The following is an 18,425-nucleotide window of genomic DNA, read 5'->3' as shown; positions in this document are numbered from 1 at the left end:
TATGCGGGGAGTGTGATTCTGCATTCCCCACCACAGGAGGTGGCAAACATGAAGAGGACATGGATTTGTATACTGCTGGCAGTTTTTTTCATGATGACAGCATTCGGAGAATTATCCTACGCGGCAGATACAATTAGCCCGGCAAAGTTTACGATTTCCCTGGACAAAACGGACATCAAGCCGGGTATGACGGCAGCGCTTAGCTTAGCGGGTGAAAATCTCAACGATCTATATTCTTACGAGATTGTACTCGCCTATGACCCGCAGATTGTGGAGTTGAAAGGTGCACATTCTAATTTGCAGGGGTTTCCGGTTGGACCGATCAAGAACGGCAACAAGGCGACTTTTGCCTTCACCAAAACTGGAAATCGCTCGGGGGAGAACGGAAACGTATTGTTGGGCAGCTTTACATTCAAGGGATTGACCGACGGACAGGCAGTAATCGCACTGGAATCGGTGAAGACTCTTAACTCGCAGTTGTCTCGCTCAGACTTATATACGGGCAATTCTGTTAGCCTGAAGATTAGTGCGGCTGACGGCAATCCAAGCGGGACTGGTAATCCAAACGATCCAATCAGCATTGGAGATCCCGACGATACAACTCATGAGTGGGGGACAATTACAGTTTCCGGCGACACTAGGGTACTGATGATAGATCCAGTACGAATAGCTAGCGCCATTCAAAGTTCCGAGGAAGCCATTACGATTGATTTAAGCTCCATCGGGAAAACATTCGGCAAGGTGCTGGTTATTCCGCTGTCAGTGCTGACCCGAATTCAAGATAACAACAAGGATATTATTATCAGGTCGGGCGAGGTAAGTATGGTACTGTCGAAAGTTTCTCTTAAGTTGGATGGAATCACGGACTATATACGGATATCAATCGCGGACAGAGATGCGTTTGCCGTAGCCCCAGGAGCTGGGCTGAAGCCCGTTACCAATATCTTCGATATTTCCATTAAGGCCGGGAACATGGATGTGAAGATCGACAAGCTGGTGGAAGTCACGCTCGGTCTTGGCGAAGAATATGACTCACGGAAAGCGGGCGTATATTACCATAATGAGACGACTGGAGAATGGGAGTACGCTGGCGGCAAGATAAGCAAGGACAAGAAGTCTATTACCTTCAAGGCGAAACACTTTTCCGAGTATGCGGTGCTCGAATACCACAAATTCTTTGCTGACATTGACAGTGCCCATTGGGCTAATGACTTTATTGGAGTATTGGCAGCGAAGCATATTGTCTTCGGCGTGGATGATACACATTACAATCCGAACGACAAGGTGACAAGAGCCGAGTTTGCTGCTATGGCGGTACGAATGTTGAAATTGCCTGAAGCTGAGTATAAGGGAGAATTCCGGGATGTCCACTCAGGTGCCTGGTATGCAGATATGATTGCTGCGGCCAGTCTGTCAGGTATTTTAGCCGGCGACGGAACCTCTATGCGTCCTAACGATAATATCACACGCCAAGAGATGGCGATTGTGGCCATGCGGGTCTATGAGAAGCTGGGTGCACCCATAGATAACAAGCTCGCGGTAGCTGCATTCGCGGATGGCGTAAGCATCGCACCATGGGCGGGGGAATCCGTTGCCAGTGCGCAGCAAATGGGCATTATTAACGGAAAGCCAGGATATTTATTTGCACCGCTTGATGATACAACAAGAGCAGAAGCGGCAACGATCCTCTATCAGCTTCTAGAGAAGAGTGGCGGATTATAAACGCTCTATAGATCCATGATAATATACATTTGCGAAATAGGATTGATCTATTTCGCAGATGTATTCATTTTTTTCGAAAAAGGAGAAGAGAAATGACTATAAGAGAAGTATACGCAGATATAACTATTGAAAACCTAGTGTCCACAAAGGAAACAAGTGGAGGAGCTGCAGGTAATAAAGCCAATAAGGAAGAAGAGTTTCGCGATCTTGCTTTTGGAATGTTTATACATTGGAGCTTGGACAGTGTAATGGGTTCTACCGTTAGTCATTGGATGTGTGGTGCGGAGGAACGCTTAATCGATCAGTTTATTGAGGATAAGCCGAAGGAATTCAATCCTAAATACTTCGACGCTGATGATATCGCAGATCTGGCAAGACAGGCAGGTATGAAATATATGTGCTTTACAACGAAGCACCATAATGGTTTTTGCATGTACGATACACATACCACAGACTTTAATATTATGAATACACCCTTTCAAAGAGATATTACGAAGGAAATCGTAGAAGCTTTTCGCCGAAAATCCATTGTGCCTGGATTCTATTTTTCACCCTTTGATTTCCTATGGAATTATAAGAAAGGACACGAAATGCATTTTGCGACACCGGAGGTTCTACCGAAAAATAATCCTGAGTTGATGGAATATAACCAAGCCCAGCTGAGAGAATTGTTAACAAACTATGGTGATATAGGACTTGTATTTTTTGACGGACCACCTGAAGGGTTAAAGGAGATGGTTTGGGATATACAGCCTGAGTGCCTTGTTACCAGAGGTGAAATGCAAACTCCGGAAAATAACAATCCTACAGAGCCAATGGATTTTGCATGGGAAGCCTGTTATTTTATGGGGGACAGCTGGGGGTATAAGCCATATAAAGACAATTATAGATCGCCGATGGAGCTTATAGAGCTGCTTATAAAAACTAGAGCAATGGGAGGTAACCTCCTTCTAAATGTAGCACCTGATTCTAAAGGTAGAATACCAAAAGAACAAGAAGAAATATTGCGTGAAATTGGACTGTTTTTATTTTTTAATCAAGAGGCCATTTACAAGGTTCGACCCTGGAAGGTATTGAATGAAGGAAACATATGGTACTTAAAGGCGAAGGATGAAAACACCGTATATGCTTTCGTATTGGGAGAAGCATGGAATCATGGATGTGATTTCAAGACTAAGATGGAAAACTGGAAACACATTACAATAAAGGGTGTTCGCGCTACAGAAGCTTCTCAAATCGAGCTAGTTGGTCAGACAGGCAGGGTGTTAGAGCATCGTCCTGACATTAACCCAAAAGCGAAATGGGATCAGGATGAGAATGGACTCCATATTCAAGCCATGCTCACCTACCGTCCATATGATAATAGACAATGGCCGTATCCTGTGGCTATTAGAATAACAAATGTAGAAATGTGAAGCTTCCTCACGAGCCCAATCTATTGCTCGATCTCGTGTATCCGAATAAGTATGTTGAATTCACATGTGAATGTTGAAGGAGTAGATTATGGTGCTTAAACAACAGTTAGAAGCAGCGGCGGAATTTTATGTTTCAACTAATGGAGACGATTCTCACTCAGGAGAGAGGCACTCGCCTTTTGCAACAATAGAAAGAGCGATTCTTGCTGTACGTGGTATAAAAGATAAGATGAAAGGTCCCATTAACGTATATGTCAGAGGAGGGACGTATTATTTGGAAAAACCTCTGGAGTTTAATCCAGAGGATTCAGGAACTGAAGCATGTCAAATTACTTACCAGGCCTATCCTGGTGAAACTCCAACAATAAGCGGCGGGCAACTGGTGAAGGGAAAATGGGAAACTTATCGGGACGGAATTATGATGTGCAATCTGGACAACTATTCTTATAATGGTTCGGCATTCACACAATTGTTCGTGAACGGCAAGAGGCAAACAAGAGCACGTTTTCCGACAACAGGTTACCTGCATCCGAATTCAACAGATTTAGAATGGCCCCACCAGTTCATCCATTATGACCCAAAGACATTTACATCCCGACAATGGGCTAAGCCCCAAGAAGCGGTTATGCATATCTTCCCTACATCAGAATGGGGAAACTTGCAATGGGCATTAAGTGATCTAGATGAACAGACGCATAAGATTCAATTAGGCCGTGGCGGCTTTCAAATCAATGAAATGATGCAAGGCCAAAATGCGAGCGGCATCAACGAACATTCGCGCTATTACATTGAGAATGTGTTTGAGGAATTGGACTCTCCAGGTGAGTGGTATTTGAATCATGAATTAGGAAAGCTGTACTGGTTTCCTCAGGCCGGAGCGGATATTCAATGTGCGATAGTGGAAGCACCTCGTCTCAAGCAGGTTATTGTGTTCAGAGGCACGCAGGATCGTCCTGTCCATCATATTACGATTTCAGGGTTTCGAATAGCCCATACTATGAGCACATTCTTGGAGTTATATGAGGCACCTTCGCTAGGAGACTGGGCCCTGCACCGTGGGGGAGCAGTTTACATGGAGGGTGCTGAGGATTGTGTTCTCGAGCATTGCTTTATGGATGCTGTTGGAGGCAATGCAGTATTCCTCAATCAATATAATCGAAGGAACAAGATTTATGGCAATCGAATAATGGATGCAGGTGATAGCGGAGTCTGTCTTGTAGGTTCTAAAATTCATACCTTAGGCAGTCAATATGCGTATCCTGCCGAAAACGTAGTTTCTAATAACTTAATTCATCACATCGGCGTATTTGGTAAGCAGACAGCTGGTGTGTTTCTTTCAGTCAGCAAAAATAATTGGATAAGCCATAATCATATTCATCATGTTCCACGCGCCGCTATTTGTATAAACGACGGCACATGGGGCGGGCATATTATCGAATTTAATGATATTCATAATACCGTGCTGGAAACAGGGGATCACGGGCCTTTCAACTCATGGGGAAGAGATCGTTTCTGGTGCCTGAACCAATCTCATGGACCAGATTCTCATGGCGCGGGTCAAGTCAAGCTCGATGCCCAGAAGCCAGTGATCATTAGGAATAATCGATTTAAAGACGATAAGGGCTGGGGAATTGATTTAGATGATGGTTCTTCAAACTATCATGTTTATAATAATTTATGTATAGGCATATCTATTAAGCTGCGTGAAGGCGATTATCGCTTGGTAGAGAATAATATATTTGTTAATGCTGCTAACCCACCAGGCATTCATATCGGTTATGAACATAATTCAGATCGCTTTGTTCGGAATATTATCGTCATGAATTCTGAAATGGATCGACCCGAGGCTGATATTGACTTTAAGAATGAGCAGTCGAACGGAGCAATCTATAAGTTCATTGGACCTCCTATAGATGGCAAGTGGCTGCAGGAATTGGACTACAATCTCTTCTATAATGATATAGGGGAATTTAAAGCTATTATTCACTATCGACCTTTGAGGACAAGGACAGAGCAATTCAATTTGGAGCAGTGGAAGGAGCTTGGTTGGGATACACATTCAGTCTACGCTAATCCGTTATTTCGCGCAGCTGATCAGGGTGACTACTCCGTGCTTCCGGAGTCTCCAGCGCTTAAGCTAGGCTTTAAGAATTTTCCAATGGATAGATTCGGACTTTTGCCAGACTTTAGGGGGAAGTAAATTGCAAAATATTCTAAATAAAGGCGGATATGTGCCGGATACCAAAAAAATTGTTTTTTTAGGTGATAGCATAACCGCTGATGGAACTTTCATAGCGTATATGAAGCATTATTTTATTCAACATTTGCCACATAAAACTCTGGATTTCATTAATCTGGGTGTAAGCGGTGAAACAGTGTCTGGTCTAAGTGAACCAGACCATCCTTTTCCACGACCGTGTGTATTGGATCGCTTAGACAAAGTCCTTGAACTATGTAAACCGGAATGGGTCGTTGTATGTTATGGGATGAATGATGGTATCTACTATCCGCTGTCATATGAAAGATTTGAAGCTTATAAAAAAGGTATGCTGGAGCTTATCAGCAAGATAAAAGAGTATGGATCCAGGGTTATAGTTATGACACCAACTCCTTTTGATTCCATTTCAGCAAGAACAAGCAACCTGTTATCTGATGGTATGCAGTATAGCTATCTGGAGCCATATAAGGACTATTCAACTGTGTTACACCATTATGGTGAGTGGATAAAAGAGAACTTGGTTGGGACAGCTGATAAGGTTATTGATTTATACGGGCCTCTATCACAGTTTATTCTAGAAGAAAGAAATCAAAATCCAGGCTTTCTTTTTGGGGACGGAATTCATCCGGATAAGGATGGTCATTGGGTTATGGCAAAGGTGCTTTTGAAAGGTTTATTTCATATATGTCTCGAACGTAAACCTAGTTATTTAACAGCAGATGACGGTACAGTACCTGCATTCGAACTGACTATGAAACGACACAGAATATTGAGCTCAGCTTGGAAGGAATATGTAGGGCACACTAATCCCAACAAGGTGGAGGCTTTGCCAATCAATGAAGCTATAGCAGCCGCAGCACAATTGGATATTGAAATTAATGAAGCTATCCTTTCACAGGAGGAGTCCTTTAAAGATAAGATATCGAATTGGAAAAGCTATAGGCGACATGATTTCTATTTGAATGGAAGAGAAGCTATTCTCGTAGAACCCAAAAGTGCGGCTGCTGGAAATCCGTGGATTTGGAGAACGGAATTTTTTGATGCTTTCTCCTATGCCGATATGGCCATGCTTGAAAAGGGATATTGTATAGCCTATTATCGAATCAGCAATCTATATGGCTGCCCTGAAGCTGTTGTCATGATGCATGACTTTCATAATTATCTGATAAAATCATATGGGCTTTCTAATCAGGCTGTCCTGTTTGGATTTAGCAGAGGAGGCCTTTATGCATTCAACTATGCGGCAACCTATTCTAACATGGTATCCGCGATTTATCTGGATGCACCTGTCCTTGATCTTCGAAGCTGGCCAGGCGGCGAGGGGGAAGGTGAAGGGTCACCCGGAGAATGGGAAGAATGCAAAATTATATATGGATGGAATGATCGTACATTATCCAGTTTTATAGAATCTCCGATTCATAGAGCAGATGAGGTTATAAAGGCAGGCATACCTGTAATTATTGTAGCAGGTGAAGCCGATACTGTTGTTCCCTATAAAGAAAATGGAGCCATATTAATAAAACAGTTAAAAAGAAGTGGTGGTCAAATAAAGCTGATATTGAGGCCAGGTGTGGGGCATCATCCCCACAGTCTTGAAAATCCCAAGGAGATCGTTGATTTTATTCTTGATACTGTCTAAATAATCAAGAATTGCTATGACGCTTTATACTAACTACTAGGAGGCAAGTTCCTTCAGCTCCTCTATACGAACAACAGAAAACCCGATCGAATTAGATCGGGTTTTTGTATTATCTATTTGCATGATAGCTCTACATTTGTAGTGTTTAAAAAGAATGTGATAATAAACTAAACAAACTTCCGACTTGTCTTCTTCCCATCACAGCTGAACACAATCTTTTTATCCTCAACGAATGTTTCCAAGTGCACGTTCTTCCCCCATAGCTGAACGACATGCGGCAGTGTGCGCTCCACGTATTTGAGATCCAGCTCCATGCCCTCGTATTCATGCACGAGATAAAGCTCACCAACCCGGTTGAAATCCCCATCCTTCACCATTAGACTCGGAAAGCCGCCGTTAACCTTGGAATAGACGAGCTGGTCGCGAATATTTTCCCACGACTTGTCGGTGATCTTCCATTCGGGTCCTTTTTTCTCGAAAATATAGAGATCAAGGTCGTTGACTAAATCCTTAGTCAAATAATTGCGAATAAATGAAATGTCAGAGTCGAGCTCGCGAACCTCGAACATCTTTTCTCTGCCTTTACCGGGAACGCGTTTGAAGCGGGCCTGCTCCTCTTTGGTTGGGTTGTCGAAACGGCGTTCAATATCCTCGAATATTTTCAGACCCAAATAGTAAGGGTTCAGCGTATGCCTTGATGGCTGGACGACGGAGGAGTTCAGCTTGGCAAATTCAATCGTCTCATCGCTGGTGAGATCGAGCTCGCGGATAATACGCTGATGCCAGTAGGAGGCCCAGCCTTCATTCATAATCTTCGTTTCCAGCTGCGGCCAGAAGTAGAGCATTTCATCGCGGAGCATGGATAAAATATCTCTCTGCCAGTCCTGCAAAGTAGGCGAGTATTCCTCAATAAACCAAACGACGTCCTTCTCAGGCCTTGGAGGGAAACGTTTGGCATCCGCAGCCTGGGATTCTGCAGCAGCTAAGGCAGCAGCTGTCCGATCAGGATCAAGATTCCATAAATCATCATAAGAGGAAGCGGGAATATTCCATTCGGAGCGCTCGCTGTCTTTTTGCACCATCTCAATGTAACGTTTCTTATCTAATTGGTAAGGCTTAATAAGCGTAGGATCAACATGCTCCTGAATCGCAAGGATGGCATCAATGAATTTCTCGACCGCCTCGGTGCCATGATCCATTTCATATTGATGAATGCGGTCAGCGGTAGCAGACATGCTTTCAACCATATTGCGATTGGTCACCCCAAAGCGAGCGTTGTTTTTGAAAAAATCACAGTGTGCAAGGACGTGAGCGACGATGAGCTTGTTCTGAATTAAGGAATTGCCATCAAGCAGGAAAGCGTAGCAGGGATTGGAGTTAATGACGAGCTCGTAAATTTTACTTAAGCCAAAGTCATACTGAAGCTTCATTTTATTGAACGTCTTTCCAAAACTCCAATGACTAAACCTAGTCGGCATGCCATAGGCGCCAAACGTATAAATAATTTCAGCAGGGCAAATTTCATAACGCATTTGGTAAAAGTCTAAGCCAAAGCCTTGCGCGATTTCTGTTATTTCATCGATGGATCGCTCTAAGGCACGAATCTCATCTTGTTTCATACGTCATCCCTCCGCATTCGGAAATACGATTCATACCCATAGTATGAAGAAGTGGCCAAGGTTATGACGATGAGACGAGGAATGTCTGTCATATCGCCTTAATCAATCATTTTCATTTTCCTTTAAGTTTCTATTCAGCACAGGCTCACAAATTTCTATTATTCTATAACCAGTGGATAAGCATAATGGATTGAACGCAGATCATTTTCACAAGGAGATGAAGGAGGGAAATTATGAAGAATAAAAAATTAATAGCGATAGCGGCAGTCATAGTTATCGTCATTAGCGGGGCTGTGTATTATGTTTATGATGGCCTGACAGGCAATCATGTTGAAATTGAAAGTGTCATCGCGCAATCACCGCCTGAAAGCACGGCCGAAGAATCAGGTGAGATAGACGGAGAGTCGACAACGACAGAGCCGGAAACACAAGGTACAGCGGATGCAGGCGAGGCTGCAGAGGTTGACGGGGAGTGGAATATTAGCTCGGAATCGAAGGTTTATTTTTCGGTGACCACTTCAAGGGATACGGTGAACTATGCCCTCGATAAGGTTACCGGTACTTGGAATCTGAACTCCAAGGATGCTGCTGAAACTAAAGCAGAGGCGATGGTTGAGGTGACAAGCATGGATTCAGGCAATTCACAACGAGATAAGCATATTTCGGAAGCTGCATACTTAGATACAACACAATTTCCGACTGCGGCCTTTACCGCTAATTCCTTCACGGGCCTGCCTTCAGAATGGAAAACAGATGAGGTTTACAATATAAGCATGACAGGAGATTTAACGGTAAAGGGGATAACGAAGGAGGTTGCGTTTACTGGACAAGCAGCTTATGTTCAGGGGCTGTTAAAGCTTGAAGCAAATACAGTAGTGACCTTTGACGATTTTGGCATGACAAATCCGCATACGGTCGTTATGGATACGGAAAATAATCTCACGGTTGAGCTGCGGCTGTCCTTAAGCAAATAAAGCATTCCGCATGTCCAATTCATGGAGAAGAGCCTCCCGCCTATGGGAGGCTCTTCTCGCATTGCTTAATATCATACATCGCATGGTCAGCATTACTTATCAGCTCTTTTAAGCTGTTCCCTGTACCGCGCGAGTAGCTAATGCCGATGCTTGCAGAAATTACAATGCTGCGACCATTAATGGAAAACGGTTCAGAGATGGAGTCTTTGATTTTGCTTTTCACCGTATCGATATCCTGATCAACTAAATGTTGAAAGCAAATAACAAACTCGTCTCCGCCGTATCGGATGAGAATATCTGATTTACGAACGCTCTGCTTAAGTCTTGTGGCTATTTGGTACAACAGCAGATCACCTATGTCATGGCCGAAACAATCGTTAACTTCTTTGAAATCGTCAATATCAATGAACATTACGCTGAACTGCTTGTCCTCACCGCTGCGATACATATGGGACAAAAAACGTCGATTGTACAGACCAGTCAAACTATCCGTTACGCTTGCGTTCTCTAAATCTGAAATATAACCAAAAAAAGCCGCCATGGATTTGAGTAAGGCTAGCTGCTGTTCATTTAATTGGATCGGTTTATAATCTATTGCGCAAATGGCACCCACCGATTCATGATCTGATGTCTTAACTGCGATGCCAACAAACGAACAGGCTTCAAACTGCTGAGTAATCGGGAGAAAGGCTGTTAGCGGATCATCATAGCTGTTAGATATGCTCAGTATAGGTGCGTTATGGTTCAAAACGAGGCTGGTATAGCTTTGTAATAAAGTGAGCTGTGTGTTGTCTTGATTCGAATGATCATGGCGTTTGAACGCTTTCAATATATTGCTTCCGGTTCCGTTAGTCGCTACAACCACTAGTGTGTCTAGATGAAGAAAATGCTTTAGTGTATCCAGTATATGGTCGGCTGCGTCTTCTAGTGAGCTTATAGGACTGCTCATGATCTCAACTCCTGCCGTAGTGTTGAAACTTAGGAATTTCCTTATAGTTCCATAGTAGTCTAAAATGAGGTCTAACTCAAGAAAAATTACAGGATTATAGGGAAAACGAACTAATTTTTGCGAATGTTACATACCATTGACCCACATAACATCACTTTCCTATCACAAGTAAAATTGGATTAATAAATTTATGATTTCTAACCACTTAAAATTAACACTTGCATTAACCACATTCCTATAGTTAAATAAAAGTAAGGGTATTGATTAATGAAATAATTACTAAGTAATAAAAACATTAATTTATGACGAGGTGGATGATCATGGCAAATAAGGCTACGATGATCGTAGATAAGGATTTTCAAATTGGTGAAGTAGACAAACGCATATATGGTTCATTTATAGAGCATCTTGGCAGAGCGGTATACGGAGGGATCTACGAGGCAGATCATCCGCAAGCAGATGAACAGGGCTTTCGTACTGACGTGCTTGAGCTTGTTAAGGGAATAGATGTGCCTATCGTTCGGTATCCTGGAGGAAACTTTGTATCCGGCTACAATTGGGAGGATGGCGTGGGTCCCGTAGACAAGCGTCCGAGCAGGCTTGAACTGGCATGGAGAACGATTGAGCCAAACTGGATCGGCTTTAATGAATTTATGGATTGGTGCAAGAAGGCGAACACGGAAGCGATGATGGCTGTTAACCTTGGTACTCGTGGAATTGACGATGCACGCAACCTGATTGAGTATTCCAATCATAAATCGGGCTCTTATTGGAGTGACCTGCGAATCGAGCACGGCTACAAAGACCCGCATAATGTAAAAACGTGGTGCTTGGGTAATGAGATGGACGGACCTTGGCAAATTGGACATAAAACGTCTGTTGAATATGGTCGCCTGGCTAACGAGGCAGGTAAAGCGATGCGCTGGGTTGATCCGACGATTGAGCTTGTTGCGAGTGGAAGTTCACATATCGGAATGCCGACTTTCCCTGAGTGGGAAGCTACGGTGCTCGATCTGGCATATGATACGGTTGACTATGTATCTATTCATCAATATTATGGAAATCCGCATAATGATACGAAAAACTTCCTGGCGCAGTCGCTGAGCATGGATTCTTACATTAATACCGTGATTTCAACCTGCGACTTCGTGCAAGCAAAAAAACGCGGTAAGAAAAAGATCAATCTCTCCTTCGATGAGTGGAACGTATGGTTCCATTCACATGCACAAGATAAAGAGCTTGATCCTTGGCAAATCGCACCACCGCAGCTCGAGGACGTATATACTCATGAGGATGCGCTCGTTGTTGGCTGTATGCTCATTAGTATGCTCAAGCGCGCCGATCGTGTGAAAATGGCATGTATCGCACAGCTGGTTAATGTCATTGCGCCAATTATGACGCAAAACGGCGGCCCGGCTTGGAAGCAAACGATTTATTATCCTTATATGCATGCAAGCATATTTGGACGCGGAACGGTATTGGTACCGCTCGTGAAATCACCTAAGCACGATACAAAGGATTTCACAGATGTTCCTGATTTAGAAACTGTAGCTATTCATAATGAAGAGAAAGAGGAAGTGACCATCTTTGCGGTTAACCGCAATCTTGATGAAGCGCTGCCTTTTGAAATTGATCTTCGCAGCTTTGGTGCTTTCCAGCTTATCGAGCATATTGTGCTTGAGCATGAGGATCTGAAAATGACGAACACGGTGGATGCGCCTAATCGGGTAGCACCCCATACGTCAGGTAATGCTGCTCTTGCGGACGGCGGGAAAATTGAAGTGACGCTTGGCAAAGCATCGTGGAACGTTATTCGTATTAAGCTATAGGTGGAACAAACAGGGGATCCAGAAGCCGCTATTGCGGCTTTTGTGATGCCCTTCTATTATTAATGAATAGAGAGAGGAGTTGACCTAAGATGATAAATGCTAATACAGATGAAGCTTGGCTCCCTTTATATGAAGCATTGGCAAGTCCGGTAAGGCTATCCATCATTAATCTGCTAGCAACGGATATGATGAACGTGAAGGAGCTTGCCGAGGCAGTCGGACTTAGCAGCGCTATTGTGACGATGCATATTAGAAAGCTGGAGAAGGCAGGCATCGTTCAAACGAAGATGGTTCGGAAGCAAGGAGGAACGCATAAAATTTGCACGCTCGCTGAGCGATCCATCGCCATAGAGCTTCCACAGTCAACCGTGGATTTGAAAAAGGTGCATGATGTCAGTGTGCCCGTGGGTCATTTTACACAATTCGAGGTGTTCCCAACCTGCGGCATAGCTACTGTCGATAAGATGATTGGGCAATTTGATGATCCACGCTTCTTCCTGGAGCCGGAGCGAATGAATGCAGGCATTTTGTGGTTTGGCAAAGGTTACGTAGAATATAAAGTGCCGAATTATTTAATGCCGGGACAACGCCCCACAGCACTGGAAATCACATTGGAGCTAGGCTCGGAAGCGCCTGGAGTCAATGAGAACTGGCCATCGGATATTAATTTCTCGCTCAATGGAATGGACATCGGCATGTGGACCAGCCCTGGAGATTACGGTGATGTGAGAGGTCGTTTCACACCAGCATGGTGGGGGGACCCTGTCAATCAATATGGGCTGTTGAAGGTTATTCGTATCCAAGAGGACGGCACAGTAATTGATGGACAGCATATGTCGTCAATCAGCATTGATGAAATCGGACTTGAGCGAAATTTTTGGACCTTTCGTATAGCGGTTCAGGAGGATGCTGTTCATGTTGGCGGCTTAACCCTGTATGGCAAAGGTTTTGGCAACTACAACCACGATATTTTGTTTCGAGTCTTCTATGAGGACGTGCGCGGCGTTTAGGGCAGCTTAGCTGCCTTGAAATGGCGTGCCATTTTCAATTCTAGCAGATATAATGAGTAGGATAGGTAATTTAAGCCATTCTTACTCGGAGGATTAGAGATGTTGACGATGTTCGCTTTTCTTAAAAAATACCGATTTGCCGCTTACTTTGCTCTTTTTCTAATGTTTGTTGAGCTCATAGTTGAGCTTCTGCAGCCTTATATTATTTCGAGAATTATTGACGATGGTATTGGAGAGAACAGCATAGCTACCGTGCTCAAATGGGGCGGCTTCTTGGTGGGCTGCTCAATCGTCGCTTTCGCTGCAGGTATTCTCAGCTCCTTCTTTGCCTCTCATGTAAGTCAAAGCCTCGGGTTTGACCTGAGAGAAAAGCTGTATGAAAAGGTGCAATCGTTCTCATTCGCTAACTTTAATCGTTTTCCAGAATCCTCGCTGATTACAAGACTCACAAACGACGTAACGCAGCTGCAAAACACTATATTTATGGGTCTTCGAATTATGCTGCGGGCTCCGCTGCTCGTAATAGGAAGCATCGTAATGGCATTTATCGTACAGCCCAAGCTAGCTATTTGGCTTGCTGTAGTCATTCCGTTTCTCGGTGTTTTTTTGTTATGGGTGCTTAAGAAGGGGGAGCGTCTATTTCGCGCGGTACAGCAGCATCTGGATCATGTAAATAGCGTAATGCAGCAGAATCTGATCGGTATGCGAATCATTCGAGTATTCGTTCGGATGAATCATGAATCACAGCGCTTTGCTCGCGCCAGCGGACAACTGACGGACCGGACAATCGCAGCGCTTCGTTTGACGGAGATGACGATGCCGATCATTTTGCTGGCGATGAACGCGAGTGTGATGGCAGTGCTTTGGTTTGGACGAATTGAGCTTAATACGAACGGCGCTTCTGTAGGCGAAATCGTTGCTATTGTAAACTATGCGACAAGAACGACAGGAGCTCTGTCGATTATGTCGATGATCGTGGTCAACTTCTCCAGAGCGCGCGCTTCTGCGCAAAGAATGGAAGAGGTTGTTCTAACCGACATAGATCTCACGGATACAGAAAACAGTGATGACTCCGTTGCGATTAAGAATGGGTATGTGTCTTTTGAAAATGTTTCGTTTCAGTACCCGGATTCAGATCAGCGCGTGCTCCATCAAATAACGTTTGCGGCTAAGCCTGGCGAGACGATTGCCATTATGGGAGCTACAGGCTCAGGCAAATCCTCGCTTGTCCAGCTGATCCCGAGGCTTTACGATGTACAAACGGGCGATATTCATTTGGATGGCATAGACAACCGACTGATGAAGCTTAAGCAGCTTCGTGGGCAAATCGGCTATGTTCCACAGGAAATCATGCTGTTTACAGGTACAGTGGAGCAAAACATCCGCTGGGGCAAGGAAACTGCGACACATGAAGAAATTGTGGAGGCAGCGAAGCTTGCCCAGATTCATGACACGATTATGAAGCTGCCGGAGCAATACGATACGATCGTGGGGCAAAAAGGGGTCAATCTGTCTGGCGGACAGAAGCAGCGGTTGACGATTGCGAGGGCGCTCGTAAGGAAGCCGATTATTTTGCTGCTGGATGACAGTACAAGCGCACTGGATGTTCAGACAGAAGCAGCGCTGCTGCAGGCGTTAAAGGTAATGAAATGCACGACTTTCCTCGTCACGCAAAAAATTAGCTCAACGGTATCGGCTGACGCGATCTTGCTGCTCGATGAAGGGCAATTGCTCGCAAAAGGGAAGCATGAGCAGCTGATTAGGGAATCAAGCTTATATCAGAAAATTTACGAATCGCAGTTCGGGAAGGAAGGTGTGTCCCGTGCTTAAACAATTTAAAGAGCCTTTTCAATATCGCAAAACGAATGAAGCGTTAGGAATGACATCGGGCGAACCGCTTGCAGCAGACAAAGGCAAGAAAAAACCGCGTGCTAAAAACACGGCCGAAACGTTGAGACAAATGTGGGGTTATCTCATTGCTTTTAAAGGAAAGCTAGCCGCAGTCATTGTCATGGTATTTCTTAGCTCATGTTTTTCATTGCTTGGACCATATTTGGCTGGAACGGCAATTGATCAGTTTCTAATGAATAGAGATAGCGGATTTGTTGTTTTTCTAATCGGTATGGCGGTCGTTTATGGTCTTCATTCGATTACGATGTGGCTGCAAAGCATTTGGATGATCACGATTTCGCAAAAAACGGTCTACCGTATGCGTGTTCAACTATTTGATCATTTGCATCGGCTGCCTATTCCATTTTTCAGCAAGAGACAGCATGGGGAACTGATGAGCAGGATGACCAACGACATTGAAAATGTGAGCTCCTCCTTAAATAGCTCGGTGATACAAGTATTCTCTAGCGTGCTTTTACTTATTGGTACAGTCAGTGTGATGCTGTCGCTTAGTCCGGTCTTAACGCTGCTGACGTTTTTAGTTGTCCCGTTAATGCTGCTTGGCATGAAATGGATCACGAAGCAGACAAGTCGACTGTTTAAAGCGCAGCAGCGCAACCTAGGCGATTTGAACGGTTATATAGAAGAGACATTGTCCGGTCAACGAATCGTAAAGGCCTTCTCGCAAGAGGAGACGGTCATTGCAGCGTTCAAAGTATACAATGAGCGCATTCGCGTATCCGGCTTTTGGGCACAGACCATCTCGGGTTTTATACCGAAGCTGATGAACGCGCTTAACAATTTAAGCTTTGCCTTCATTGCCGGAATCGGTGCTGTTTTTGTGCTGAATGATGCCATTACGGTTGGAGTTATCGTTATATTCGCAGAATATTCGAGACAATTTACGCGGCCGCTTAATGATTTAGCCAATCAGTGGAATACATTATTATCGGCGATCGCTGGCGCGGAGCGGGTATTTGACGTGCTTGGCGAGGAGGAAGAGCGTACAGATGAAGGGGAAGCTAGAGCTCTCGCACATGTGAAAGGTCATGTCGTATTCGATCGTGTCACCTTCGCTTATGAGGGAAGAGAAGCTACGATTAGCGAAGTTAGCTTTTCGTTGTCTCCGGGCGAGACGATTGCGCTAGTAGGTCCGACCGGTGCAGGGAAAACGACACTTATTCAGCTGCTATGCCGATTTTATGATCCAAGCTCTGGCAGCATTAGAATTGATGGTCATGACAGCCGTGAGCTGAAACGCGAGAATTTGCGCTCACATATGGCTTTTGTTATGCAGGATCCTTTTTTGTTTGAGGGGACCATTCGCGATAATATTCGGTACGGCAAGCTGGATGCGACAGATCAAGAGGTTGAGCAGGCGGCGAGGCTGGCGAATGCTCACTCCTTTATTGTGCGGCTGAAGGATGGCTACGACGCGATTCTTAAAATGGACGGCAGCGGCATTAGCCAAGGCCAGAAGCAATTGCTCGCGATAGCAAGAGCCATCCTAGCTAATCCGTCTATCTTAGTGCTGGATGAAGCGACTAGCAGCATTGATACGGTCACTGAAATAAAAATTCAGGAGGCGCTGCACCGTCTGATGCAGGGGCGAACAAGCTTTGTTATCGCGCATCGGCTCAATACGATTCAGCAAGCTGATCAAATTGTAGTATTGAAGGACGGTACTATTATAGAGAAAGGCTCTCATGTAGAGCTGCTTGATCAAAAAGGCTATTATAGTGCACTCGTAAATGGACAGCTGCAAAATGGCATGCTTGGCGAGCTGGTCGAATGAACGATAGCTTAATTTGGGACAGCTAGTCCCAATGTTCTTGCAACTATTTTCAGAGCGATACAGTATAAGTAGGTATAAACAAGGAGGTGGCATGAATGACGATAGCCGAATGTGCGAGCTGTGGAAGCAATAACGAAATGAGTGCCGGCAAGCTGATGGATGCGGTTTGCTTCTCTTGCGGGGCGAAGCTGATACAGGAAGCTGTACCTTTTGAAATTACGGACAAGGAGCTTGCTCAGTCCTTGGATATAAAGCAAGACCATCAGCCCGAGGAAGTCGATGTTAATAAGTGGATCGGGAAGATTGGAGATCACGAGAAGCAAACGAAATACGTAGAAGATGGCTTCTGGTCGAAAGTAAAGCGGCATGCAGCTAAGGTTCCTTTTGCGAAGGAAGTTGTGACGCTCTATTATTGCTCGGCAGACCCGAAGACGCCGATCGCTACCAAAATCACTGCAATCGGGGCGTTAGCCTATTGGATTTTGCCAATTGATCTCATTCCTGACTTTTTGCCGGTAGTTGGATTTGTTGACGATGCGACCGCGGTATTTGTAGCCTATAAAGCGATAAGCGGACAGATTACGGAAGAGCATCGCGAGAAGGCGGAGCAGTTTTTTATTTTGAACAAAAATGTAAAGCTGATCAATCAAGAGTCTTAAGGAATCATGATCACCGATAAAAGGACGTCCAGCGTATTCGAATATGCTGCACGTCCTTTTGTGTGTATCTTGAACGGCTATTAGAACAGGCTCCAATCAAACTCCCGTGACAAAATCTCAAGAAGAGAGACGCCTGCGATGCTGTTCCCTTTACGATTCAGAGAGGGACCGACTACTCCGATTCCGTAACGACCGGGCACTAACGATAAAATACCGCCGGATACTCCGCTCTTGGCAGGCAGGCCGACCTGAATAGCAAATTCTCCTGAGGCGTTGTACATCCCGCACGTAATCATAAAAGTTTTGGCGATCTGCACATAACGGCGAGGAATAAGCTGTTCACCGGTCAGCGGGTTTTTGCCGTTATAAGCTAGCACTAGAGCCATTTGCGCGATATCCGCACAATTTACGCTAACGGAGCAATGCCGGAAATAAACGTCTAATACATCCTCTACAGATCCATTAAGCACGCCTTTGTCTTTTAAGAAATAGGCCATAGAACGATTTAAGTTGGCGGAATCCGATTCGGAACGGTAAACATCATGGTCATAGCTCAGCTTGCTATTATTAGAGATTAAGCGAAGAAACTCTAGTAAGCGATTCGATTTTTCGGACGGATTTTCACCAGCGATTAAAGACGAAATAGCGATAGCACCGGCATTGATGAGCGGATTAAATGGTATGCTGGGCTGCACGAGCTCGAGCT

General features: G+C 44.6%; 13 protein-coding genes (1 of these 13 cut by a window edge). 10 read left to right on the top strand and 3 right to left on the bottom strand.

The genetic code is table 11. The features are described from left to right. The first annotated feature begins 48 nt into the window (after positions 1–48). The 4 genes from MHI37_RS22010 to MHI37_RS21995 all read left to right on the top strand — a co-directional run bounded on the left by MHI37_RS22010 (position 49) and on the right by MHI37_RS21995 (position 6,994). Positions 49–1,722 (top strand): S-layer homology domain-containing protein, encoded by a 1,674-nt coding sequence (locus tag MHI37_RS22010; RefSeq protein WP_076337197.1) that lies wholly within the window; start codon positions 49–51, stop codon positions 1,720–1,722. Between the two features lie 92 nt (positions 1,723–1,814). Further along, the gene (locus MHI37_RS22005; RefSeq protein ID WP_076337196.1) at positions 1,815–3,137 is read left to right on the top strand and encodes an alpha-L-fucosidase; all 1,323 of its coding nucleotides are present in this window, start codon (positions 1,815–1,817) and stop codon (positions 3,135–3,137) included. Between the two features lie 88 nt (positions 3,138–3,225). Then, positions 3,226–5,337, top strand: a complete 2,112-nt coding sequence (locus MHI37_RS22000) for a right-handed parallel beta-helix repeat-containing protein (RefSeq protein WP_076337195.1) — start codon at positions 3,226–3,228, stop codon at positions 5,335–5,337. A 1-nt stretch (position 5,338) separates the two neighbouring features. Further along, entirely contained in the window at positions 5,339–6,994 is a 1,656-nt protein-coding gene (locus MHI37_RS21995; RefSeq protein WP_083676286.1) for a GDSL-type esterase/lipase family protein, read from the top strand. A 167-nt stretch (positions 6,995–7,161) separates the two neighbouring features. Here the strand turns inward: MHI37_RS21995 and MHI37_RS21990 are convergent, their stop codons facing one another. Continuing rightward, positions 7,162–8,613 carry a SpoVR family protein gene (locus tag MHI37_RS21990; RefSeq protein WP_076337194.1) on the bottom strand — a complete coding sequence of 484 codons (1,452 nt, stop codon included), beginning with the start codon at positions 8,611–8,613 and terminating at the stop codon, positions 7,162–7,164. Positions 8,614–8,846: 233 nt separating this feature from the next. Between MHI37_RS21990 and MHI37_RS21985 the strand changes: the two genes are divergently transcribed. Beyond that, a complete protein-coding gene (locus MHI37_RS21985; protein ID WP_076337193.1) occupies positions 8,847–9,587 on the top strand; it encodes a YceI family protein in 741 nt (246 codons plus the stop codon). Between the two features lie 40 nt (positions 9,588–9,627). On the opposite strand, the gene MHI37_RS21980 is transcribed toward MHI37_RS21985, so the two are convergent. After that, on the bottom strand, positions 9,628–10,536 hold the full coding sequence (locus tag MHI37_RS21980; protein ID WP_076337192.1) for a GGDEF domain-containing protein: 909 nt from the start codon (positions 10,534–10,536) through the stop codon (positions 9,628–9,630). Positions 10,537–10,856: 320 nt separating this feature from the next. Here MHI37_RS21980 and MHI37_RS21975 point away from each other — a divergent pair, with 320 nt between their 5' ends. The 5 genes from MHI37_RS21975 to MHI37_RS21955 all read left to right on the top strand — a co-directional run bounded on the left by MHI37_RS21975 (position 10,857) and on the right by MHI37_RS21955 (position 17,719). After that, positions 10,857–12,365 (top strand): alpha-N-arabinofuranosidase, encoded by a 1,509-nt coding sequence (locus MHI37_RS21975; RefSeq protein WP_076337191.1) that lies wholly within the window; start codon positions 10,857–10,859, stop codon positions 12,363–12,365. Between the two features lie 89 nt (positions 12,366–12,454). After that, positions 12,455–13,375, top strand: a complete 921-nt coding sequence (locus tag MHI37_RS21970) for an ArsR family transcriptional regulator (protein ID WP_076337190.1) — start codon at positions 12,455–12,457, stop codon at positions 13,373–13,375. Positions 13,376–13,474: 99 nt separating this feature from the next. After that, the gene (locus tag MHI37_RS21965) at positions 13,475–15,205 is read left to right on the top strand and encodes an ABC transporter ATP-binding protein (RefSeq protein WP_076337189.1); all 1,731 of its coding nucleotides are present in this window, start codon (positions 13,475–13,477) and stop codon (positions 15,203–15,205) included. Positions 15,206–15,254: 49 nt separating this feature from the next. Next, entirely contained in the window at positions 15,255–17,060 is a 1,806-nt protein-coding gene (locus MHI37_RS21960) for an ABC transporter ATP-binding protein (protein WP_144023694.1), read from the top strand. A 95-nt stretch (positions 17,061–17,155) separates the two neighbouring features. Next, entirely contained in the window at positions 17,156–17,719 is a 564-nt protein-coding gene (locus tag MHI37_RS21955) for a YkvA family protein (protein ID WP_256710537.1), read from the top strand. Between the two features lie 80 nt (positions 17,720–17,799). Here the strand turns inward: MHI37_RS21955 and glsA are convergent, their stop codons facing one another. Next, positions 17,800–18,425: the 3' portion of a glutaminase A gene (gene glsA, locus MHI37_RS21950; protein WP_076337187.1), read on the bottom strand. It continues 316 nt past the right edge of the window; the window shows 626 of its 942 coding nt (coding positions 317–942); its start codon lies off the right edge, out of view; its stop codon occupies positions 17,800–17,802.

It is taken from the genome of Paenibacillus sp. FSL H8-0548 (genome assembly GCF_038630985.1).
Taxonomy (GTDB): domain Bacteria; phylum Bacillota; class Bacilli; order Paenibacillales; family Paenibacillaceae; genus Pristimantibacillus.
This window is presented reverse-complemented; position numbering and strand designations above follow the sequence as displayed.